The sequence below is a fragment of the Klebsiella sp. KPN54798 genome, from assembly GCF_021184225.1.
Classification (GTDB): domain Bacteria; phylum Pseudomonadota; class Gammaproteobacteria; order Enterobacterales; family Enterobacteriaceae; genus Klebsiella; species Klebsiella pneumoniae.
In genome coordinates, this window is the sequence record NZ_CP089234.1 from 1,700,042 (window position 1) to 1,722,426 (window position 22,385).

The 22,385-nt window shown below is 43.5% G+C and carries 15 protein-coding genes and 3 pseudogenes; 16 read left to right on the forward strand and 2 right to left on the reverse strand.

Going from position 1 to position 22,385, the window contains the following annotated elements; genetic code table 11:
• The first annotated feature begins 1 nt into the window (after position 1).
• The gene (gene asmA, locus LPQ25_RS08285; protein WP_014907218.1) at positions 2-1,849 is read left to right on the forward strand and encodes an outer membrane assembly protein AsmA; all 1,848 of its coding nucleotides are present in this window, start codon (positions 2-4) and stop codon (positions 1,847-1,849) included.
• Positions 1,850-2,486: 637 nt separating this feature from the next.
• Here the strand turns inward: asmA and LPQ25_RS08290 are convergent.
• Positions 2,487-4,070 carry a TerC family protein gene (locus tag LPQ25_RS08290; protein ID WP_004151147.1) on the reverse strand — a complete coding sequence of 528 codons (1,584 nt, stop codon included), beginning with the start codon at positions 4,068-4,070 and terminating at the stop codon, positions 2,487-2,489.
• 759 nt (positions 4,071-4,829) lie between these two features.
• Here LPQ25_RS08290 and galF point away from each other — a divergent pair.
• Together galF and LPQ25_RS08300 are read left to right on the forward strand one after the other, a co-directional pair.
• Positions 4,830-5,803, forward strand: a pseudogene (galF, locus tag LPQ25_RS08295) (GalU regulator GalF).
• 315 nt (positions 5,804-6,118) lie between these two features.
• A complete protein-coding gene (locus LPQ25_RS08300) occupies positions 6,119-6,748 on the forward strand; it encodes a phosphatase PAP2 family protein (protein ID WP_014907219.1) in 630 nt (209 codons plus the stop codon).
• 544 nt (positions 6,749-7,292) lie between these two features.
• On the opposite strand, the pseudogene LPQ25_RS27370 reads toward LPQ25_RS08300, so the two are convergent.
• Positions 7,293-7,420 (reverse strand): annotated as a pseudogene (locus LPQ25_RS27370) (hypothetical protein).
• Between the two features lie 287 nt (positions 7,421-7,707).
• Between LPQ25_RS27370 and LPQ25_RS08305 the strand changes: the two are divergent.
• From LPQ25_RS08305 to LPQ25_RS08365, 13 genes and pseudogenes are all read left to right on the forward strand, one after another.
• Positions 7,708-9,140 (forward strand): annotated as a pseudogene (locus tag LPQ25_RS08305) (capsule assembly Wzi family protein).
• A gap of 142 nt (positions 9,141-9,282) precedes the next feature.
• Positions 9,283-10,416, forward strand: coding sequence for a polysaccharide export protein (locus tag LPQ25_RS08310; RefSeq protein ID WP_014907221.1), 1,134 nt, complete (start codon positions 9,283-9,285; stop codon positions 10,414-10,416).
• Between the two features lie 4 nt (positions 10,417-10,420).
• Entirely contained in the window at positions 10,421-10,855 is a 435-nt protein-coding gene (locus tag LPQ25_RS08315; protein WP_015875029.1) for an arsenate reductase/protein-tyrosine-phosphatase family protein, read from the forward strand.
• A gap of 13 nt (positions 10,856-10,868) precedes the next feature.
• Positions 10,869-13,022, forward strand: a complete 2,154-nt coding sequence (locus LPQ25_RS08320) for a polysaccharide biosynthesis tyrosine autokinase (protein WP_015875028.1) — start codon at positions 10,869-10,871, stop codon at positions 13,020-13,022.
• A gap of 67 nt (positions 13,023-13,089) precedes the next feature.
• Positions 13,090-14,400 carry a lipopolysaccharide biosynthesis protein gene (locus LPQ25_RS08325; protein ID WP_234599508.1) on the forward strand — a complete coding sequence of 437 codons (1,311 nt, stop codon included), beginning with the start codon at positions 13,090-13,092 and terminating at the stop codon, positions 14,398-14,400.
• Between the two features lies 1 nt (position 14,401).
• Positions 14,402-15,472 (forward strand): polysaccharide pyruvyl transferase family protein, encoded by a 1,071-nt coding sequence (locus LPQ25_RS08330; protein ID WP_015875026.1) that lies wholly within the window; start codon positions 14,402-14,404, stop codon positions 15,470-15,472.
• A gap of 31 nt (positions 15,473-15,503) precedes the next feature.
• On the forward strand, positions 15,504-16,730 hold the full coding sequence (locus tag LPQ25_RS08335) for an O-antigen ligase family protein (RefSeq protein WP_015875025.1): 1,227 nt from the start codon (positions 15,504-15,506) through the stop codon (positions 16,728-16,730).
• 33 nt (positions 16,731-16,763) lie between these two features.
• Positions 16,764-17,864: a glycosyltransferase gene (locus LPQ25_RS08340; RefSeq protein WP_014907226.1), complete on the forward strand. Its 1,101-nt coding sequence runs from the start codon at positions 16,764-16,766 to the stop codon at positions 17,862-17,864.
• Positions 17,845-18,357, forward strand: coding sequence for an acyltransferase (locus LPQ25_RS08345; RefSeq protein ID WP_015875024.1), 513 nt, complete (start codon positions 17,845-17,847; stop codon positions 18,355-18,357). Before LPQ25_RS08340 ends, LPQ25_RS08345 begins: the two co-directional genes overlap by 20 nt.
• 23 nt (positions 18,358-18,380) lie before the next feature.
• The gene (gene gmd, locus LPQ25_RS08350) at positions 18,381-19,505 is read left to right on the forward strand and encodes a GDP-mannose 4,6-dehydratase (RefSeq protein ID WP_014907227.1); all 1,125 of its coding nucleotides are present in this window, start codon (positions 18,381-18,383) and stop codon (positions 19,503-19,505) included.
• Between the two features lie 4 nt (positions 19,506-19,509).
• A complete protein-coding gene (fcl, locus tag LPQ25_RS08355) occupies positions 19,510-20,478 on the forward strand; it encodes a GDP-L-fucose synthase (protein WP_014907228.1) in 969 nt (322 codons plus the stop codon).
• Between the two features lies 1 nt (position 20,479).
• Positions 20,480-20,938 (forward strand): GDP-mannose mannosyl hydrolase, encoded by a 459-nt coding sequence (locus LPQ25_RS08360; protein ID WP_014907229.1) that lies wholly within the window; start codon positions 20,480-20,482, stop codon positions 20,936-20,938.
• Positions 20,939-20,949: 11 nt separating this feature from the next.
• Positions 20,950-22,164 (forward strand): glycosyltransferase WbuB, encoded by a 1,215-nt coding sequence (locus tag LPQ25_RS08365; RefSeq protein ID WP_015875022.1) that lies wholly within the window; start codon positions 20,950-20,952, stop codon positions 22,162-22,164.
• Positions 22,165-22,385: the final 221 nt, after the last annotated feature.

A 22,385-nucleotide genomic window follows, 5' to 3' on the forward strand; every position in this document is an offset into this window, starting at 1 on the left:
CATGAGACGAATACTGACAACGCTGATGATCCTGCTGGCGGTCATTGTCGCCGGGCTTACCTCGTTGGTATTGCTGGTCAATCCCAACGATTTTCGCGCCTATATGGTGCATGAGGTGGCAGAGCGCAGCGGTTATCAGCTTGACCTTGATGGCCCGCTGCGCTGGCACGTCTGGCCGCAGCTCAGCATTCTCAGCGGACGGATGACGCTGACCGCCCGAGGCGCCGAAGAGCCGGTGATCCGCGCCGACAATATGCGCCTCGACGTGGCGCTGCTGCCGCTGCTCTCGCATCAGCTGCAGGTGAAGGAGGTGATGCTCAAGGGCGCGGTGATCCAGCTGACCCCGAAAACCGAGGCGGTTCGCGACAGCTCAGCGCCGGTGGTGCCGCATGACAACACCCTGCCGCTGGCCCCGGAGGATCGCGGATGGTCCTACGATGTGCGTCAGCTGCAGGTGGCCGACAGCGTGCTCTTCTTCCAGCACGAGAACGGCGAGCAGGTGACCGTGCGCGATATCCGTCTGCAGATGGAGCAGGATGAGAATCACCGGGCCACCGTGGATTTCTCCGGCCGGGTGAACCGCGACCAGCGCGACCTGGCGCTGAACTTCTCCGCCACCGTGCAGGGCGGCGATTATCCGCACTCCTTAAAAGCCGACTTTACCCAGCTTAGCTGGCAGCTGCGCGGCGCCGAGCTCCCACCGGACGGCATTAATGGTCAGGGGAGTCTGCAGGCCAGCTGGCAGGAAGATGACAAGACCCTGCGTTTTGACAACCTGAATCTGATGGCTAACCGCAGCACCGTTACCGGCAGCGGCAGCGTGGTGCTGGGGGATCGCCCGGACTGGTCGCTGGATTTGCACGCCACCACTCTCGATCTCGATAGTCTGCTGGCGCAAAGGTCGCCGGCGACGGACAGTAGCGCCAGTCAGCAGGGCCAGAGTCAGACGCGACCGATGCGCCCGGTGATCGCCGACAGCGATGAGCGCGAAGATTACCAGAGCCTGCGCGGCTTCAACGGCCGAATGGCCCTGAGCGCCGACCAGCTGCAGTGGCGCGGTCTGAACTTCACCCAGGTGCAGAGCGAAATCAGCAACCAGCAGGGGCTGCTGACGGTCAGCAAAATGCAGGGCAATCTTGACGGCGGGCAGCTCTCTCTCCCTGGCACCCTGGATGCCCGCGGCGACACGCCGCTGGCGACGTTCCAGCCGGCGCTGCAGAATGTGGAGATCGGTTCGCTGATCAAAGCCTTTAACTATTCCTTAAACCTGACCGGCAAGCTGTCGCTGAGCGGCGAATTTTCCGGAACGCGCATTGACGCCGATGATTTCCGTCGCCACTGGCAGGGACAGGCTCAGCTCCAGATGGCCGATACCCGCACCGAAGGGCTGAACTTCCAGCAGCTGGTGCAGCAGGCCGTGGAGCGCAGCACCAACGTGCGGGCGCAGGAAAATTACGACAATGCCACCCGCCTGGATTCCGTGAGCAGCCGGCTGACGCTGGATAACGGGCTGGTGACGCTGAACCGCCTGCAGGGGCAGTCCGACGTGATGGCGATGACCGGCGAAGGACAGCTCGATCTGCAGAAAGAGAACTGCGATATGCGCTTCAACGTGCGTGTGCTCGGCGGCTGGAAAGGGGAGGGCAAGCTTATCGACCGTCTGAAACAGACCGCTATCCCGCTGCGCATCTACGGCGAGTGGCAGTCGCTGAGCTACAGTCTGCAGGTCGATCAGATCCTGCGCAAACAGCTGCAGGATGAAGCGAAGCAGCGCCTCAACGACTGGGTTGAGCGTAATAAAGGCAGCAAAGACGGCAACGATGCCAAAAAGCTGCTCGATAAGCTGTAATTCCTACCACCGCGGCCCGGAAGTTTCCGGGCTGTGTTTATCGTCAAAGCGTAATGTCACAATGATGCCGGGTGGCGGCTGCGCCTGACCCGGTCTGGATTATACGGTGGGTGTCATACCCCGATTAGTTCGCCATCCCGTAGGCCTGATAAGCGCAGCGCCATCAGGCAGTGTGGCAGCTACGCCTGACCCGGCCTGGATTATACGGAGGGTGACATACCCGATTAGTTCGCCATCCCGTAGGCCTGATAAGCGAAGCGCCATCAGGCAGTGTGGCGGCTGCGTCTGACCCGGCCTGGATTATACGGTGGGTGTCATCCCCGATTAGTTCGCCATCCCGTAGGCCTGATAAGCGAAGCGCCATCAGGCAGTGTGGCAGCTACGCCTGACCCGGTCTGGATTATACGGTGGGTGTCATACCCCGATTAGTTCGCCATCCCGTAGGCCTGATAAGCGAAGCGCCATCGGCAGTGTGGCGGCTACGCCTGACCCGGCCTGGATTATACGGTGGGTGTCATCCCCCGATTAGTTCGCCATCCCGTAGGCCTGATAAGCGAAGCGCCATCAGGCATTAAACAGGATATCTGGCTATCAATTTTACGGCCCGGGATACCCCGGGCCGTTTTATGCCTGACGATTACACCTCATAATCCAGCTCATCCTGCTTTACCGGCGGGACGATCTGCACCTTCTGCACCCGATGGCTGTCAACCTGCAGCGTGCGCAGGGTATAGCCGTCAATCTCAATGGTTTCCCCCACCTGCGGCACATGCTGCAGATACTCCATCAGCAGACCGGCGACGGTGTGGTACTCCCGTTTATCATCCAGCGGCAGCGGAACGTACTGCACCAGATCCTCCAGCGGCATATGGCCGTTAACCGTCCATGAGCCGTCCTGATGATGCTGAATATCGTGCCGGGCATCGATCTCCTCCACCTCATTGGGCAGATTACCGGCGATGGTCTCCATCACGTCGCTGAGGGTCACAATCCCCTCGACGGAACCAAACTCATCGACCACAAAGGCAAAATGGGTGCGGGCCTGGCGGAACTGCTCGAGCGCCGAGAGGAGCGGCAGCCCCTCCGGAAAGACCAGCGGTTGACGCACCAGCGCCTGCAGATCCAGCGGCTCCTGACGCAGGGACTGCTGGAGCAGGTCAATAACATGCACCACCCCCAGCAGATCTTCATTATCTTTCCCGCCGGTGACCACCAGACGGGTATGCTGATTTTTCTCCACCAGGCTGCGGATCTCTTCCTCCGGCGCGCTGAGGTTGATGCGCTCGATATCATGGCGCGACGTCATAATACTGCTGACGCTGCGCTGATTAAGGTTCAGCACCCGCTCAATCATCAGTCGTTCCTGCGGATTAAACAGAGGATGTTGATCCTGATCGGCGACCAGCGACGCCGTGTCAGCATCCAGTTCAGCTTTTTCTTTCTGCCCGCTCAGCAGATTCATCACCGCTTCGGTAGTGCGCTGACGCAGCGTCATATTGGCGGAGAGGAAGCGACGGCGGTTAAACTGCGCCAGCTGGTTAAGGGCTTCAATCATGACCGAGAAGCCAATGGCCGCATATAGATAGCCTTTCGGAATAATAAAGCTGAAGCCTTCAGCAATCAGACTGAAGCCGATCATCAGCAGGAAGCTCAGACAGAGGATCACGATGGTCGGGTGGCTGTTAACGAAGCGCGTCAGCGCCTTGCTGGCCATCAGCATCAGGCTGATGGCGATAACCACCGCGGCCATCATCACCGCCAGGTGATCAACCATGCCGACGGCGGTGATCACCGAGTCGAGCGAGAAGATGGCGTCGAGCACCACGATCTGCGCCACGACGGCCCAGAATTTCGCCCCTTTGCGCTGGGTGGGGTTATCGCTGTCTTTCCCCTCCAGCCGCTCATTAAGCTCGACGGTCGCTTTAAACAGCAGAAACAGGCCGCCAAACAGCATAATTAAATCGCGGGCGCTAAAGCTGAAGTCGTGAAAAACAATCAGCGGTTTGGTCAGGGTGACCAGCCAGGAGATAGAGGCCAGCAGCAGAAGACGCATGACCATCGCCAGCATCAGGCCAGTGATCCGCGCGCGGTCGCGCTGGGCGGGAGGGAGCTTCTCGGCGAGGATAGCGATAAAGACCAGGTTATCGATACCCAACACCAGTTCGATAACCACCAGCGTGACGAGACCTGCCCAGATTGACGGATCGGCAATCCATTCCATATGTATTAAAACCTGTACGACTGCGGTATGTGTTACCACGATCATGGATAAGATGAGTCTAAAATGCAATAACGACGCGGATATCGCCCTGCCGTGGATGGATATATTTCCAGCGGATTAAGCGAACCGATAAGAATTTTGTTCCGGAAAAGAACAGTGAAAAAATAACACCATGGCGGCGACCATGGAATAAGCTTGCCGATATCAGAACTTTTTCCGCTGCGTTTCAGCGAGGGCGGCAAAAGGGCTTCCTCCCGCGGTTCGTCACGGCGAGCGCGGATGCGCAGAGCAGAAGCGAAGCGCGAAGCCCGCTCACAAAACCAGCATAATTCATATTATGAAGTGAGTGCAGAATAGGGCGAATCGCAGTTCACCGCCGCGGATTCAGGCTAATATGTCGTCATATCCGGCTGTTTATGCTGAAATATATTGCCTGGCGAAATTTATTATCTCTATCTATTCTTTCCGGGCATACGCGCGGTGCGGCGGGGCCGGCGGCCAACAGACCCCGATAGACGGGCCTCTCAGCCACATCGCGCGGCGCAAAGGAACGAGCCGCTGAATAACCTGAACGAAAATAAGATTATTCTCACTTCTAACTGTTGGTAAAAGGGAGTTGTGTGTATTCTTTTACGTGACAGTGAATTTAAGAATTTGGCGGGCAGATGCCCGGGCAGTATCCGTGTATTATCAGTTCCAATGGATTTGTGACATGTACAATTTTGCAAAACCGCGTGTTTTGCAACCAAACAGGTGAAGATGAATATGGCGAATTTGAAAGCGGTTATTCCGGTCGCAGGACTAGGCATGCATATGCTGCCGGCCACAAAGGCAATTCCAAAGGAGATGCTGCCGATCGTTGATAAGCCAATGATTCAGTACATCGTTGACGAAATCGTCGCCGCCGGGATCAAAGAGATTGTTCTGGTGACGCACTCCTCGAAGAACGCGGTGGAAAACCACTTCGACACCTCCTACGAGCTGGAAGCCCTGCTGGAACAGCGCGTGAAGCGCCAGCTACTGGCGGAAGTGCAGGCCATTTGCCCGCCGGGCGTGACCATCATGAACGTGCGTCAGGCGCAGCCGCTGGGCCTGGGCCACTCTATCCTCTGCGCCCGCCCGGTAGTCGGCGACAACCCGTTTGTGGTGGTCCTGCCGGATATCATCCTTGACGGCGGCACCGCTGACCCGCTGCGCTATAACCTCGCCGCTATGATCGCCCGCTTTAACGAGACCGGCCGCAGCCAGGTGCTGGCGAAACGCATGCCGGGCGATCTCTCCGAATACTCCGTCATCCAGACCAAAGAGCCGATGGTGGCTGAAGGCCAGGTGGCGCGTATCGTCGAGTTTATTGAAAAACCGGACGAACCGCAGACCCTGGACTCCGATCTGATGGCGGTGGGGCGCTACGTGCTGTCGGCGGATATCTGGGCCGAACTGGAACGTACCGAGCCGGGCGCATGGGGCCGTATCCAGCTGACCGACGCCATTGCCGAACTGGCGAAGAAGCAGTCCGTCGACGCGATGCTGATGACCGGCGAAAGCTACGACTGCGGGAAGAAAATGGGCTACATGCAGGCCTTCGTCACCTACGGGATGCGTAACCTGAAAGAAGGCGCCAAATTCCGCGAAAGTATTAAAAAACTGCTGGCCTGAGCGCCAGCCTGAAACCGAGCGGCAAGTCTGAAGCATTCGTCCTGCCGCTCATAACGTTATGCAGAAATTATTCATAACGCGAATGTTATAACGATTGTAAAGAAACGTATGGCTTCGGAGACTTCTGGTAGTTTGTCTCTGGCCTCTGTGGTGCAATGGTCGGAGTAGCGGCAATAATGCTTTATGAATAGTCACTTAGTGCGACAATTCCTAAAGCGAAGGGAAAGCGGTCAACGACAGCCAAAAATAAAACTTGACTGCGATCATGTTTCCGCTTTAAACATCTCACTTGCATGCATAAAAATGTGAAATGAATTGGCATGCGAGCTGGTACAGACATTACGGATAATCCCTGAGCACGGCAGTGGACATCATCGAAGGATCACAGGTATATGAACTGGCAACTCATCTCATTTTTTGGCGATAGCACCGTCTTGCTGCCCAGCGCAGCGGCGCTGTTTATTGTCTTGATGCTGCGTAAAACGTCGCGGTTGCTGGCGTGGCAGTGGAGTTTGCTGTTCGGCATCACCGGCGCTATCGTCTGCGCCTCTAAACTGGCCTTTATGGGCTGGGGGCTGGGCATTCGCGAGCTGGATTATACCGGCTTCAGTGGCCACTCCGCGCTCTCCGCGGCCTTCTGGCCTATCTTCCTGTGGCTGCTCAGCGCCCGTTTTTCCGCGGGTTTGCAAAAAGCAGCTGTCGCCACCGGCTATATTCTGGCCGCTGTGGTGGGGTATTCACGGCTGGTCATCCATGCGCATTCCGTCTCGGAAGTGATTGCCGGCCTGCTGCTGGGCGCTGCTGGCAGCGCTTTGTTCCTGGTGTTGCAAAAACGTACCTCTGCTCCGGAAAGCGTGAATATCTCATGGGGCGGTGTTGCATGCCTGGTGATGGTCCCTCTTATCCTGTTACATAGCGGCAGCAAAGCGCCGACTCAGTCCCTGCTGGGACAAATTGCCACCGCGGTGGGGCCGCTGGATAAACCCTTTACGCGTACCGATCTGCACAAGCAGGTCTGGTAGTCGCCATTTGTTTTACAGGGGAAATTAAGTTTTCGCCGGTTAATTAGACAAATAAGAAAATAATCTACTATATATCCGGTAATTGATAATTCATATTTATGAAATAATGAAGTGCTACTACATTGTTAGTGTCAGTTTACGTGGATATAGCTGTGATCAGACGTTTCTTAAATGCGTTTAGAGAGCACCTGTTCCACGTTGGATGAATAATCCTGCATCGAGAAACTATTAGAATTTGTAGTTGACTGTAGCGTCATCATCTGATTTTGAAATGACGTAAGCGTGATGAAAAAGGTCTTTTTTTACAGAGAGTTATCCGTGTCTGAGCCGGCATAGCTTCGCCAGGCAGAGGTTCGGTGGATAAGAGCAATAAATAATCTTTATTGGCGAGACGCTTATTTTTCGCTAATAAACAGCGGGTGGGATTAATTGGCAAATATTCGGCAGTAAGACTCCCAATTGTGACCGAAATCCCGTAGACTTAACGCCGCAAAAAATAAAGGCCTGACCAATTTATGACCCAAAGGCCGATTAAATACGCCGTTCAGGTAGTCAGTGCGCTGGTAGCTGTTAAGCCAGGGGCGGTAGCGTCGCTGAAATCACCTTCTGCTGTACAAAATTCCAACTCTGAACGGCTATAAAAATCGATGCAATCTGGGTGATTAACGCCATAAGATATCTATCATGCTCATCAGGTATCCCTATAAAGAGGTCAGGAGCGGCTGCTGATATCGCCTGTTCACCAACATTCCCGTCTCATCGATAGCCTGTACGGTAAAATTCGCCTACATTGTGAGCTGGGTGGGTGTTATAAAGGTTAACAAGCAGCTTAGGGTAAATGTACTTGCCTCGCCGGTGTTGCACAGCGAAGTCAGCTGGTGCCGCGAGCGCTTTCTATCTTGGTATTCCCCTCATTCTCATTGAGAAACAACAGCGGGGCTGAAAATGGATCTTGTACAATGATAAAAATTGCGCGCATTGCCGTTACGTTGGGTTTGCTTTCCTCACTGGGAGCCCAGGCTTACGCGGCCGGGTTAGTGGTAAATGACAACGACTTGCGTAACGACCTGGCCTGGCTTTCCGATCGCGGGGTCATCCATCTGAGCCTGTCGACATGGCCGCTAAGCCAGGAAGAGATCGCCCGGGCGCTTAAAAAGGCCAAGCCGTCCTATTCATCTGAGCAAGTGGTACTGGCCCGAATTAACCAGCGACTGTCTGCCTTAAAAGCGGATTTCCGGGTCACCGGCTACACTTCAACCGATCAACCGGGCACTCCGCAGGGGTTTGGTCAGACACAGCCAGCGGATAACTCGTTAGGCCTGGCGTTCAACAACAGCGGCGAGTGGTGGGATGTTCACCTGCAGGGCAACGTCGAAGGGGGGGAGCGGATCAGCAACGGATCACGCTTCAACGCTAACGGCGCCTACGGTGCGGTGAAGTTCTGGAACCAGTGGCTCTCCTTCGGTCAGGTACCCCAATGGTGGGGACCGGGCTATGAAGGGAGCCTGATCCGCGGGGATGCCATGCGGCCAATGACTGGCTTCCTGATGCAGCGGGCCGAGCAGGCGGCACCAGAGACTTGGTGGCTGCGCTGGGTGGGGCCATGGCAGTACCAGATCTCCGCCAGCCAAATGAATCAGTACACCGCTGTGCCACATACTAAAATTATCGGCGGCCGTTTCACCTTCACGCCATTCCAGTCGTTAGAATTAGGTGCGTCTCGCATTATGCAGTGGGGGGGGAAGGTCGACCAGAATCTTTTAGTAGCTTTTGGGATGGTTTGACTGGCAAAGATAATACCGGGACAGAGAATGAGCCGGGAAACCAGTTGGCAGGCTTTGATTTTAAATTCAAGCTGGAGCCGACCTTGGGTTGGCCAGTTAGCTTCTATGGGCAGATGGTTGGCGAGGATGAATCTGGCTACTTACCATCGGCGAATATGTTCCTGGGAGGGGTGGAAGGACACCACGGTTGGGGTAAAGATGCGGTGAACTGGTATATTGAAGCGCATGATACTCGTACGAATATGAACAGAACAGGGTATAGTTATTGGCATCATATCTATACGGATGGTTATTATCAGCAGGGCTATTCACTAGGTGATGCCATGGGTGGGGATGGCCAATTATTTGCCGGAAAAATTGAGATCATAACGGAGGATAACCAGCGCTGGAGCACGCGTCTGGTATACGCCAAAGTTAACCCAGAAAATCAATTGATTAATAAAGCATTCCCTCAATCTGATACCCTAAAGGGAGTACAGCTAGGCTGGAGTGGGGATGTTTATCAATCGGTTCGACTAAACACTTCTTTGTGGTACACCAACGCTAACAACAGCGACAGCGATGACGTTGGCGCCAGCGCAGGGATAGAAATACCGTTTAGTTTATAAGGCTGAATGCTGAAAACAGGGGAGAGAGTGTGATAGCGCTGCAGGACGCAGTCAGTTTTTCTCTCCATAAGCCGGCATGGAAGCAACGGCGATGACAGCTGCTCAGGAATTGGCAATCTTGGTTTACTAATGATGTGACATTATGAAGAAAAAAATTGTTAAAATTTCGGCATTAGCGTTGGTAATCGGCTTTTTATCGGGCTGTACCATTATCCCGGGTCAGGGATTGAATAGTTTACGTAAGAACGTGGTTGAGCTACCGGATAGCGATTACGATCTGGATAAATTGGTCAATGTCTATCCTATGACACCTGGGTTAATTGATCAGCTTCGTCCTGAATCTGTGTTAGCACGACCAAACCCGCAATTGGATAATTTATTGCGTAGCTATGAATATCGTATTGGGGTTGGCGATGTACTTATGGTAACCGTATGGGATCACCCGGAATTGACTACTCCGGCAGGCCAGTACCGTAGCGCGAGCGATACTGGTAACTGGGTTAATTCTGACGGAACTATTTTCTACCCCTATGTCGGTAAGGTGCAAGTAGCTGGAAAAACCCTCAGTCAGGTACGCCAGGATATCGCCAGCAGATTAACGACTTATATTGAAAGCCCTCAGGTTGATGTAAGCATAGCATCTTTTAGATCGCAAAAAACCTATGTTACAGGTGAAGTTGTTAAATCTGGTCAACAACCAATCACTAATATCCCGTTGACTGTAATGGATGCTATTAATGCCGCGGGTGGCTTGGCTCCTGACGCTGATTGGAGAAATGTCGTTCTCACGCATAACGGTAAAGATACTAAGATCTCCTTATATGCCTTAATGCAAAAAGGTGATCTCACACAAAATCACTTGCTTTATCCGGGTGATATTTTATTTGTACCACGAAATGATGATCTGAAAGTGTTTGTCATGGGCGAGGTAGGTAAACAAAGCACCATGAAAATGGATCGCAGTGGGATGACGTTAGCTGAAGCTATAGGTAATGCTGAAGGAATGTCACAAGCATTGAGTGATGCGACAGGTGTATTTGTAATAAGACAGCTCAAAGGTGATAAGCAAGGTAAAATCGCTAATGTTTACCAATTGAATGCGAAAGATGCATCTGCCATGGTACTAAGCACCGAATTTGCTTTACAACCTTACGACATTGTTTACGTTACAGCTGCTCCAGTAGTACGTTGGAACCGTGTAGTCTCTCAATTGGTTCCAACTATTACCGGGGTACATGATATGACAGAAGCCGCGAGATATGTAAGGAACTGGTAACCATATGTTTAAATCAGTTTTAGTTGTTTGTATTGGAAATGTTTGCAGATCACCAACTGGCGAAATGTTGCTGAAAAAAAGACTGAAAGATTTCAAGATCGGTTCTGCAGGACTCGGTGCTTTAGTTAACCATCCAGCGGACGCTACAGCAAAAAAGGTCGCCTTTGAGAACAATTTAGATCTTGATCAACACATTGCAAGACAAGTAACTAAAGATATTTGTAAAGAATATGATTTAATACTTGTTATGGAAAAAAAACATATAGACCTAATATGTAAACTAGCTCCGGAATTACGTGGCAAAACTATGTTATTCGGACATTGGATAGGGCAACGAGAAATAGCCGATCCATATATGAAAAGTAAAGAAGCGTTCGAATCTGTATATAAACTTCTCGACGAATCAGCTCAAAAATGGGCAGACGTCTTAATTAAATAGTGCAGGGTATCAGATGACTGATAAACTTAATTCAATGTCTACAGGAAGCCAAGAAAGTGACGGGATCGATCTAGGTCGTTTAATTGGTGAAGTTATTGATCATAAAGGATTGATAATTTCTGTAACTTTCTTTTTTATGGGGCTAGGTTTTTTATATGCATTTTTAGCTCCACCCGTATATGAAGCAGATTCATTAGTGCAGGTTGAACAAAATGCAGGAAATAATTTTTTATCGAGCCTTTCTGACGTTCTTCCAACAACACCGCCTCAATCAGCAGCTGAAATTGAACTAATTAAATCTAGGATGGTGCTTGGTAAAACTATCAATGATTTAAATCTGAGCGTAGTAATTGAAGAGAAAACTACGCCTATTATAGGTCAGTTTTTAAAGAAAATACGTGGTGATGACGGCAGTAAAATAAATGTAAAATATTTTAATGTCCCTCATGATGCGTTAGACACGAAGTTTACAATCAAAATAACTGGTAAAGACAGCTATACCATTAATCTTGATGATGCCGGCGAATTGAAAGGTCAAGTTAATGAGCCCGTATCGAAAAATGGATTCGAAATATTGCTGACGCAAATTGAGTCTCCGCCAGGTACTGAATTTAGTATAAAACGCAAAGATACTCTTCAAGTACTCAGTGATCTTAATGACGCATTCACTGTCGCAGATACTGGAAAAGATACAGGTGTATTGTCGCTATCATTAACAGGAAATGATCCTGAAAAAATAAAGACGATACTTCAAAGTATTACTGATAATTATTTGTTACAGAATATTGAGAGAAAATCGGAAGAGGCAGCAAAAAGTTTAAACTTTTTGGATCGAAAAATCCCTGATGTAAAAAATGAGCTTAATGCTGCAGAAAATAAGCTAAATTATTACAGACAGCAAAATAGTTCTGTTGATTTAACTATGGAGGCAAAATCTCTTCTGGATACAATGGTTCAATTAGATGCGCAGATTAATCAACTAACATTTTCTGAGGCCGAAGTATCCAAACTATATACAAAAGAGCATCCAACATATAGAGCTCTTTTAGAAAAAAGAAAAACTCTGGAAGAAGAAAAAAATAATCTTAAGAAAAAGATTAATAATCTTCCAGAAACACAACAAGAAGTATTACGTTTAACTCGTGATGTCCAGGTTGGGCAAGATGTCTATTTACAACTATTAAACAAAGAACAAGAATTGAGCATTACTAAAGCAAGTACAGTGGGTAATGTTCGAATAATTGATAATGCCGTAACACAGCCCGATCCAATCAAACCTAAAAAGCTGCTTGTAATAGTCGTTCTAACGGTGTTTGGAACAATGCTGTCCTTGATGTATGTCATAGTTAAGGTTGCGTTCCATAAAGGTGTTCAAAGTGCCGAACAACTTGAAGAAAATGGTTTGAATGTGTACGCGAGTATCCCTTTATCTGACTGGCAGTTGAAAAATGTAAACAACAGCAGGAAAAAGGATAAGAAAAAATTTGATGTATTAATTAAGGAGAATGGTGCAGATTTAGCTATTGAAGCTATTAGAGGGTTACGGACGCGTTTATATTTCGCAATGTTAGAAGCGAAAAATAATATTTTAATGATATCAGGTCCAAGTCCTGAAATAGGCAAAACCTTCGTCAGTACTAACCTTGCAGGGGTAGTTGCTCAGGCAGGACAAAAAGTTTTATTAATTGATGCAGATATGCGACGAGGATATATGCATCACTACTTTGGCGGTTTGCCCAACAATGGCTTGTCAGAGATACTCACAGGTAGGGTAGATTACGAGAAGGCTGTTGTTCATACTGATATAGCTGGCTTAGATTACATTGGTCGTGGTGAAATACCACCAAATCCAGCGGAGCTATTAATGGGGAGTCGCATTGAAAAGTTCCTTGAGTGGGCAAGTGGAAAGTATGATCTTGTATTAGTAGACACTCCGCCAATTTTAGCAGTGACCGATGCTGCAATAATTGGTCGCCATGTAGGAACCACATTATTAGTTGCTCGCTTTGAAAAAAACACTGTCAAAGAAATCGATGTTGCTAAAAATAGATTGGAACATAGCGGTGTTATAGTTAAAGGCGTAATATTAAATGCTGTGACCAGAAAAGCTAGTAATAAATATGGTGAATATGCGTATTATGAATACGAGTATAAATCGAAAGAATAGATAAGCTAAATTAATTTCCCGGGTTTAATACAAACCCGGGTAAATTTAATTTACTTAAGGACTGGGTGTGAATAAAAGAATACTAAGCATGCTATTATCACAAGGATTTGGCCTTGCGATTAATGTTATAGAAAAACTACTTATAGTACCATTATTTATTCATTCATGGGGATTGGCTAAGTTTGGTGAGTGGATATTAATTAGGACGATACCTAATTTATTATTAACTACAGATGTAGGTATTGCAAGCCATGCAGGAAACGCAATCAGTGTAGCGATAATAAAAAAAGAATATAATGCAGCTGCTCATGTAATAAAACTAAGTGTTTTTTTGATATTTTTATTATTAAGTATCATTTTGGTTTTTGGAATAGGACAGTTTTTTTTTGATTTAAGAAGTTTTTTAGGTATAGCCGATTCTGATGTAAATTTAATAACCTATTCCGTTTTATTTATGACTCTACATGCAGGCATGATACTATGCTCTCAAATATTATGCTCGCTTGGACGTGCAACAGAAAGATATCATATATATAATGCATTGGCACAATTTACACGCTTTTTAGAAATAGCCTTTGTATGTATAGTATTAATAACAGGTGGAGATATCGTTGAAGCATCTATTGCTTATTTACTCGCGAGATTAATAGTTATAACTATTATGATAAGCCTTTTGATAAAACAATTAAAATTTATTAAGATTGAAATATTTAATGCAAAAGTTTCATTAGGACAGTTTTTTACTTTTATTAAGCAATCTATTCCATATGCAGGAATACCTTTCAGTCAAGCTGTATTTCTTCAGGGTAGTTCAGTTATTATATCATCATTTTACGGTCCGGCGGTTTTAGCTTTTGTTACTGTTATACGAAATACATCTCGTTTTATGGTAATGTTCTCCTCATTATTAGGTAAAAGTATCTGGGCTGAACTTTCGAGGTTATGGGCAGAAGAGAAATATAAAGAATTCAATAGGGTGTTTTTAAAGATTAATGTTGTGAATTTTGCCATATTATTTATGGCAAGTGTTATTCTTGTATTTGGTTATGACTATTTCTGTCAATGGTTTCAATTGAAGGATGTAGCAACGAAGCAAGATTATATTCTTTATTTAGTTGTATCGTTGCATTCATTGTTGATCGCTATTTCATATTATAATAGTGTCTCTTTATTATCGACTGAAAGGCATCAAAAATATGCTAAGATAATAATGTTAAATGCAATTTTGACAACTGCTTTGTTTTGGTTGCTATCAGTTTTAACGGATTCATTAACCTGGGCATATGTTCTGGCATTTTGTATAACAGAAATGGTCATAGCATTATGGTTGTTATTAATTAGTCTCAATAAAAACTATTTACGGGAACGAGAAATTTAATATGTTTTTATTTTATAAACCAACAACACAATACGAAAATCTTGGCGATGCATTAATTGCAAAAAATCTATTAGATATATTAAGTAAAAAAGGTACTATTTTTTTGCTAACAGAAGACATCCCTAAAGGATTTGTCGATATCATTAAAAATGATAACTGTGTCGGAATTAGCAAAGTTAAATTTGCCCTGATGCCTTTAGTTTATCGTCTATTAAATAGAGATGTTGCCTTTATATATAAACCGGGGCATCTGTTTGGGGGTAGCAAGGAATATGGAACCGGCATCAAGGCGCTTTTAAAAATAAGTTATGTCAATGTATTGCACTTCATAGGTGTGAAGATTATTAAGACAGGTGTTTCTGTAGGCCCACTAAGTGGTTCTTTTTTAAAAGCGGAAATGAATATTAGTGCTAAATCTTATATATATGGTGTTCGAGAAGATTATTCATTGAAGTTTGTGGAGGGTAACTCATTTAAAAAATATAAGAGAGTTTCAGATTTAGCTTATTACTCTATTTTAAAAAATAGAGAGAAATATTTAGATGAAAAAAGAGATACAATAAGTTATTCATTTCGTCCGTATAAGCAATCTAATCTGCCACCTGAGTTACAAGCGAAAAAGATAGCATCGGCAATACTAGACGTAGCTACAAAGAATAGTATTAAAATTGTAAACAATGTAACACAGGTTCAAACTGATATAGTATTTAACAATTTAATTGAAAAAGAACTTGTTGCAAATGGGTTAATTGTCACAAAGTATTATTATGATATAACAAAAACAAGTTTCGAAGCTCTTGGTGATATTTATAAAAAAACAAAAATTATTCTTTCCAATAGATTGCATAGCCTCTTATTTGCTTTCGAATATGGAGCGTATCCAATTGCCATAGGGGATAAGGATGAAAATTTTAAGGTGTTTCATGTATTGAATGATCTTAAAATGGATCATATCATCGTAAATATTGAAAACGATGATGTAAACCGTTACGAACTTGAACGAGCAATTCAATCCCAACTATTAAATTCAAATAAATGGAATGGTAATGATGCAATGTGTGATTTTATTTGAATTTTAATATCTCATAAAGGGATGAAAAACAATGATATCAGGTGCTCTTTACATCATTGCTGTACTAAGTCTGTCATGGCTTAGACCGATGGTTGGGTTAGCTTTAGCATCAAATGCATACTTATTTAATGCTATGATAAGTGGCGGAGATTCTGATTCTCCTGTATTTAATGTGTTAGGACCGTTAATTTGCTTTGTCACAATTTTCAGCAAAGTCATTCTTAAAGATAAAGTTTCATTAGTTAGGTTTAAATTCGCAGATGGAATAATATTTGGATTCTTTTTACTCTATATATTATCTGCTTTTTTCTCAAATGACTTAGTCATAGGGCTAGAATTTTCGTTAAGATATCTTTTCCTTGGTGCTTCATTTTATTTCTTCGCACGATTTAGTTATGTATTGTACTTAGATAAAGGTAAGTTTATTAATGATTACATGCATGGAATTTTAATAACTGGCTTTATTGTTGCTGTGACAGCATTAATGCAAAATAATAGCTCTTCGCAATATACAATGCGCCTTACAGTAGGTGATTCAAGCACTATACCTCTTGCTATTACTTTAGGTCAGGCAGCTGTTGTGAACGTGTACTATATAATGACTCAAAAGGGCAAAAAAAGTATTCCTTATTTAATATCATTCCTTCCTATCGTTTATGCATTTCTCGCCGCAAATACGAGAAGTGTAGTTATTGGATTTATTTTGGCTTTATTGCTTCTTTTATCGTCAGATAAATTTTCTATTGTAAGAAAGAATTTTGGTAAAGTGTTACTAGCTATAAGTGGAATGGCAGTTTTTATAGGGTATATTATAACCAATAATGCAGAATTAGTAGCTCGTTTATTTTCAACTTTCGGTCATATTGCAACGGAGCAATATGGCCAGTCCGAAAGTGAACGAATTGATGCTTGGCATCATGCAATAGCCACGTTTTATGAGCATCCAATACTTGGAGAGGGAGTGGGAATATTCATTCAAAGATTCAACATGTACCCTCATAATATATTCTTCGAATCTGCAGCAGAAACGGGAATTGTTGGCATATTATTAACCGTAGTACTTATAGGAAGTTGTTTTTATAGCATTATTACAAATAAAGGGGATGTCAAAACTCCTGTAGTAGCGGCAATGTTCATTTTCTTATTTTTTGTTTCACTTGTAAGCTTATCGTTTTGGATGCATAAAGCACTCTTCACTTCGATTGCATTAATTTTCATTACATATGGTAATTTAGAAAAGGGACAGAATAATTTTTAATGCAAAAAGATTTAAAATAATAGAGGAAGAACAATGCTAATTGTACTAACGCAAATGGCCATTGCAGATTATAGAAATCAGTTTATTCGTCATCTTGTTGATGTAATGAATGATCGTGATATGCAATTTAAAATCGTAGTTGGTGAAGAGTATTTTGAAGAATCCACCAAAACAAGCAAACTTGTCCTCTCGCTAGATGAAACAACGGTAATAAAAAATTCTTTTTTCTTTAAAAGAAAATTGGCATTTCAACACCTTCCTTGGAGGACTGTCCTTAAAGCTGATATTCTTATATGTGAACTTAATCCTAGAATCCTTTCAGTTTGGCTTGTTTTGTGTTTACGTAAAATTCTTAATAAAAAAACAGTCTTTTGGGGGCATGTTTGGGCAAGGAAAGGTAAAGAAAGCAAAACAGAAAAGATTAGAAACTTAATGAGAAAAGCGTCAAGCTCATTATTATTGTATACCAATAATCAGAAACAAGAATTACTTAATGCTTATGGCGAAAAATGTAAAAAAGAGAATGAAATTTTTGTTGCTCCAAACTCTCTTTATTACAGAAATGACATGATGAATGTTTTGTCCTCTAAATCCACTGGTGTAATATATGTAGGACGTTTAGTTTCAAGTAAAAAAGTTGATGTGTTAATTAAAGCAATTCCGTTAGTTTGTAAAGTCGAACCGAGTATTGTTTTTCATATTGTTGGCGATGGCGAACAATCGAATGAATTAAAAAAAATATCGCGTGATCTCGGCATCGATGAAAATGTTATGTTTTACGGACATATCGCAGATCATTCAAAACTGAAGGAGATTTATTCAAAAAGCTTTGTATCAATATCTCCGGGATATGTTGGTCTCTCAATAACCCAAAGTCTTTCATTTGGTGTGCCTATGTTGGTTTCAAAGGATGAAAACCATTCTCCTGAACTTGAGGCATTACAGACCGGGTTGAATGGAGGATTCTTTAATACGAATGATCCTCAGTCATTAGCAGATGAAATCTTAAAGTATTTTCACGGGCGTCAATATAATATGTTTGACGGAGAAAAAATAGTTAATGATTGTAAACATAGGTATTCAGTTGAGACTATGGTTGATGGGGTAATTGAAAGTGTCACGCAAACAAGATAATCCCGATGTTCAAAGGAGTTTTTTAGTTTCCTTAATCAGATCCTTTATAAGAAATTGGAGATTTCAATTAATTAGATTTAAAAATAGAGGGAAAATTTCGCGGGGAAAAAATGCTTATGTTGGCCCAGGTGCAAATGTTTATATCCCTAATTTTGTAAAAATGGGTGATAACGTATCTATTGGTGCTGATTTTATTTCACAAGTGAATCTGACTATTGGAAATGATAGTTTAATATCCTCACGTGTATCATTTATTGGTAACGACCATGATTTATTCAATGAGTCATCTTCAGCATATTTCTCTGGAAGAAACAAGCCTGCCACTATAGTACTGGAAGGAGATAATTTTATCGGATTTGGTTCGGTTATTTTGGGAAATGTCACGATAGGGAAAGGTGCTATTGTTGCAGCCTGTTCATTTGTTAATAAAGATGTCCCACCTAATTCTGTAGTAGGTGGGGTACCTGCAAAAGTATTAAGAAATCGTTATTGATTATAATTAATAGGAAACAAGAAATGACTAATGTAAAAAAAGCTCTGATTACCGGTATCACTGGGCAAGATGGTTCATATCTCGCAGAATTTCTGTTAGAAAAGGGATATGAAGTTCACGGGATTAAAAGACGTTCTTCTTCTTTTAACACTGATCGCGTAGATCATATTTATCAAGATCCACATTCATCAAACCCAAAATTTCATTTACACTATGGTGATTTATCAGACACATCAAACTTAACTCGTTTGATCTCCGAGATTCAACCCGATGAAGTGTATAACTTGGGGGCTATGAGTCATGTCGCTGTGTCTTTCGAATCTCCTGAATACACAGCGGACGTCGATGCTATTGGCACATTACGTCTTTTAGAGGCTATTCGTTTTCTGGGACTAGAGAAGAAAACTCGTTTCTATCAAGCATCAACTTCTGAACTTTATGGTTTAGTGCAGGAAATTCCGCAAAAAGAGACAACTCCATTCTATCCGCGTTCTCCGTACGCAGTTGCCAAGCTTTATGCATATTGGATTACTGTTAACTATCGTGAGTCATATGGAATGTACGCGTGTAATGGTATTCTGTTTAACCATGAATCGCCACGCCGTGGTGAAACGTTTGTAACAAGAAAAATTACACGTGGGCTTTCCAATATTGCTCAAGGATTAGAAAAATGTCTTTATCTTGGTAACATGGATTCTTTGCGAGATTGGGGTCATGCGAAAGATTACGTTAAAATGCAATGGCTAATGCTTCAACAAGAACAACCGGAAGATTATGTTATTGCGACCGGCGTCCAATACTCTGTACGTCAATTCGTAGATTTTGCTGCATCAGAGTTGGGTATTAAATTGCGTTTTGAGGGGCATGGCGTTGATGAAGTGGGGATTGTAGAAAGTGTTTCTGGTGAAGACGCACCTGCAGTTAAAGTAGGTGATATAATTGTAGCTGTTGATCCACGATATTTCCGTCCTGCTGAAGTGGAAACCTTGCTTGGAGACCCTTCGAAAGCCCACGATAAATTAGGATGGAAACCTGAAACAACATTACAAGAAATGGTTGTCGAAATGGTAAGAAAGGATCTTGAGGCAGCTAAAAAGCATTCTCTTCTCAAATCACATGGTTACGAGGTTTCAATTTCTCTGGAGTAAAGAAATGACTATTAAGAAGAGAGTTTTTGTTGCTGGGCATAATGGTATGGTTGGTTCAGCAATCGTAAGACAATTGAAAAATAGAGACGACATTGAACTCGTACTGCGTTCACGTCAGGAGCTCAACCTGCTTAATGCTCAAGACGTAAATCATTTTTTCGCTAATGAGCGTATTAATGAAGTATATTTAGCTGCTGCAAAAGTTGGCGGAATAGTCGCGAATAACACTTATCCAGCTGATTTTATTTATGAAAATATTCTTATTGAAGCAAACATCATACATGCTGCACATGTTAATGATGTAAATAAAATAATGTTTTTAGGCTCATCATGTATATACCCTAAATTTGCTAAGCAACCGATAAGCGAGTCTGAATTACTGCAAGGAACACTTGAATCTACAAATGAGCCGTATGCTATAGCAAAAATTGCCGGTATAAAACTCTGCGAGTCTTATAATCGGCAACATAATAGAGATTATCGTTCAGTAATGCCAACTAATTTATATGGAGAAAATGATAATTTCCATCCTTCTAACTCGCATGTAATTCCTGCATTATTGCGGCGCTTTCATGAGGCAAAGTTAGAAGGACTACCACAAGTCGTTGTTTGGGGTAGTGGAACGCCGATGCGTGAGTTTCTACATGTTGATGACATGGCTGCTGCATCTATTTATGTCATGGACCTTGATAAATCTATTTGGCAGGAGCAAACACAACCAATGTTGTCACATATTAACGTTGGTACTGGAGTTGATTGTTCTATTAGGGAATTAGCCGAAACCATATCAAAAGTGGTTGGTTATCGCGGAGAGGTAGTTTTTGATTCAACCAAACCTGATGGCACTCCAAGAAAATTATTAGATGTTTCGAGATTGGAAGGCTTAGGTTGGAAGTATCAAATTAAGCTTGAGGCAGGTTTAACTCGGACTTATGAGTGGTTTTTAAAGAATCAGCAAAGCTTCCGGAGTTAATATGTTTTTAGATGATGATGCATTTAAAAATGTAATAAAGAATACGCCGCTAATCTCAATTGATTTGATCATACAAAATGAGAAAGGTGAGTATTTAGTTGGTAAAAGAAACAACCGCCCCGCAAGGGGCTTTTGGTTTGTTCCTGGAGGTCGCATACAAAAAAATGAGACATTAAATAATGGCTTCACCAGATTAATTCAAAATGAAATTGGCATTGAGATGCTGAGAAATGAAGCCACTTTTCTCGGTGTTTTTGAACATTTCTATGATGATAATTACTTTAATAGTGAATTTAGTACTCACTATATAGTATTGGCTTATAAAATATCTATTTTATCCAATGGCTTAGTATTTCCGCATGAACAGCATAATGAATATCTCTGGATGAGTGCGGATGAAATCCTTAATAATGATTTAGTGCATTTTAATACTAAAGCTTATTTTATGGATGTTTCTTAGGACTTTTAGGTATGAAATTACTTGTATATGGAATCAATTATCGTCCTGAATTAACTGGTATTGGCAAGTATAGTGGTGAAATGGTGAAGTGGTTTGTTGAAAATGGTCTTGACGTTAGGGTCATTACTGCTCCACCATATTATCCTGCCTGGAAGGTTGCTGATAATTATTCTGGATGGAAATACGCTAAAGAAAAATTTCCTGAAGTAGTATATAGATGTCCACTTTATGTTCCTAATAAACCTTCAACGATAAAGCGTTTATTGCATTTGTCTAGTTTTGCATTTAGTTCTCTTTTCCCTCTTTTAATGCAAGCACGTTGGAAACCCGATTATGTTATTTGTATTGTCCCCACATTATTCTGTGTGCCGGGAGCCCTGTTATTAAGAAAACTAACGCGTGCTAAAGTAATAATTCATATACAAGATTTCGAGGTCGATGCTATGCTCGGCCTAGGGATGGCAAAGAAAGGTGTGTTTGCGAAATTTGCCAAAAAGTTTGAAAAATGGTGTTTAACGTCTGCAGACAAAGTATCCACTATATCTAAAACGATGTTATTGAATGCCTCTGGTAAAGGAGTGCCGCGAAAAAATCTAATTTTTTTCCCTAACTGGTCTGAGCTTGAAAGGTTTAAAAATGTTAAAAGTGACCAATCAGTCATGCTGAAAGAAGAGTTTGGAATAGCCGATGACAGAAAAGTTATACTTTACTCTGGCAATATTGGTGAAAAACAAGGACTTGAGATTGTCATCGCTGCTGCACAAAAGTTGGCAATGAAAAATTATGTATTCTTGTTTGTTGGTCAAGGAGGTGGTAAAGAAAATTTAAAAAAAATGAGCTCGGACCTGAATTTGGATAATGTCATTTTTAAACCTCTACAGCCTTATGATCTATTACCAGCATTATTAAATCTTGCTGATTGTCATCTTGTTGTTCAAAAGAAAGGTGCAGCTGATGCTGTTTTGCCATCCAAGCTTACGAATATTCTCGCCGTAGGCGGTAATTCAGTCATTACGGCAGAAGAAAATACTGAACTTGGTCAGTTATGCAAAAATAACCCAGGTATAGCGCAATGTGTAGAACCTGAATCTGTTGATGCCCTTATATCTGGTATTGAACAGTGTTTGTTGATGCCTCGGCAAAACAATATAGCAATTGAATATGCCAACGCATCACTTGATATGAATAATGTACTTTCAAATTTTATAGTAGATATACAAAACTAAAATTTATATCAACAAGGGATTAGCAATTAGATTACGTTAGGTGGAATGGATTCCCTATTTTTACAACGTCAACCATTATCTAGGCCTATTTTAGGTTCGTTTAACTATTTAATTAAGAATATTGATGTTTCTTAACTTAATGTTATAGGCCTTTCTTTTTCTCTTGTTGACGTTTATATTTTTAATAATATAGGTGAAAGAGTTCGAGATTAATGAACTAA

Excerpts from the sequence above, each read along its gene's own strand:
- asmA (WP_014907218.1), top strand. The coding sequence starts at position 2 with ATGAGACGAATACTGACAACGCTGATGATCCTGCTGGCGGTCATTGTC.
- LPQ25_RS08290 (WP_004151147.1), bottom strand. The coding sequence starts at position 4,070 with ATGGAATGGATTGCCGATCCGTCAATCTGGGCAGGTCTCGTCACGCTG.
- LPQ25_RS08300 (WP_014907219.1), top strand. The coding sequence starts at position 6,119 with ATGAACTGGCAACTCATCTCATTTTTTGGCGATAGCACCGTCTTGCTG.
- LPQ25_RS08310 (WP_014907221.1), top strand. The coding sequence starts at position 9,283 with ATGAAGAAAAAAATTGTTAAAATTTCGGCATTAGCGTTGGTAATCGGC.
- LPQ25_RS08315 (WP_015875029.1), top strand. The coding sequence starts at position 10,421 with ATGTTTAAATCAGTTTTAGTTGTTTGTATTGGAAATGTTTGCAGATCA.
- LPQ25_RS08320 (WP_015875028.1), top strand. The coding sequence starts at position 10,869 with ATGACTGATAAACTTAATTCAATGTCTACAGGAAGCCAAGAAAGTGAC.
- LPQ25_RS08330 (WP_015875026.1), top strand. The coding sequence starts at position 14,402 with ATGTTTTTATTTTATAAACCAACAACACAATACGAAAATCTTGGCGAT.
- LPQ25_RS08335 (WP_015875025.1), top strand. The coding sequence starts at position 15,504 with ATGATATCAGGTGCTCTTTACATCATTGCTGTACTAAGTCTGTCATGG.
- LPQ25_RS08340 (WP_014907226.1), top strand. The coding sequence starts at position 16,764 with ATGCTAATTGTACTAACGCAAATGGCCATTGCAGATTATAGAAATCAG.
- gmd (WP_014907227.1), top strand. The coding sequence starts at position 18,381 with ATGACTAATGTAAAAAAAGCTCTGATTACCGGTATCACTGGGCAAGAT.
- fcl (WP_014907228.1), top strand. The coding sequence starts at position 19,510 with ATGACTATTAAGAAGAGAGTTTTTGTTGCTGGGCATAATGGTATGGTT.
- LPQ25_RS08360 (WP_014907229.1), top strand. The coding sequence starts at position 20,480 with ATGTTTTTAGATGATGATGCATTTAAAAATGTAATAAAGAATACGCCG.
- LPQ25_RS08365 (WP_015875022.1), top strand. The coding sequence starts at position 20,950 with ATGAAATTACTTGTATATGGAATCAATTATCGTCCTGAATTAACTGGT.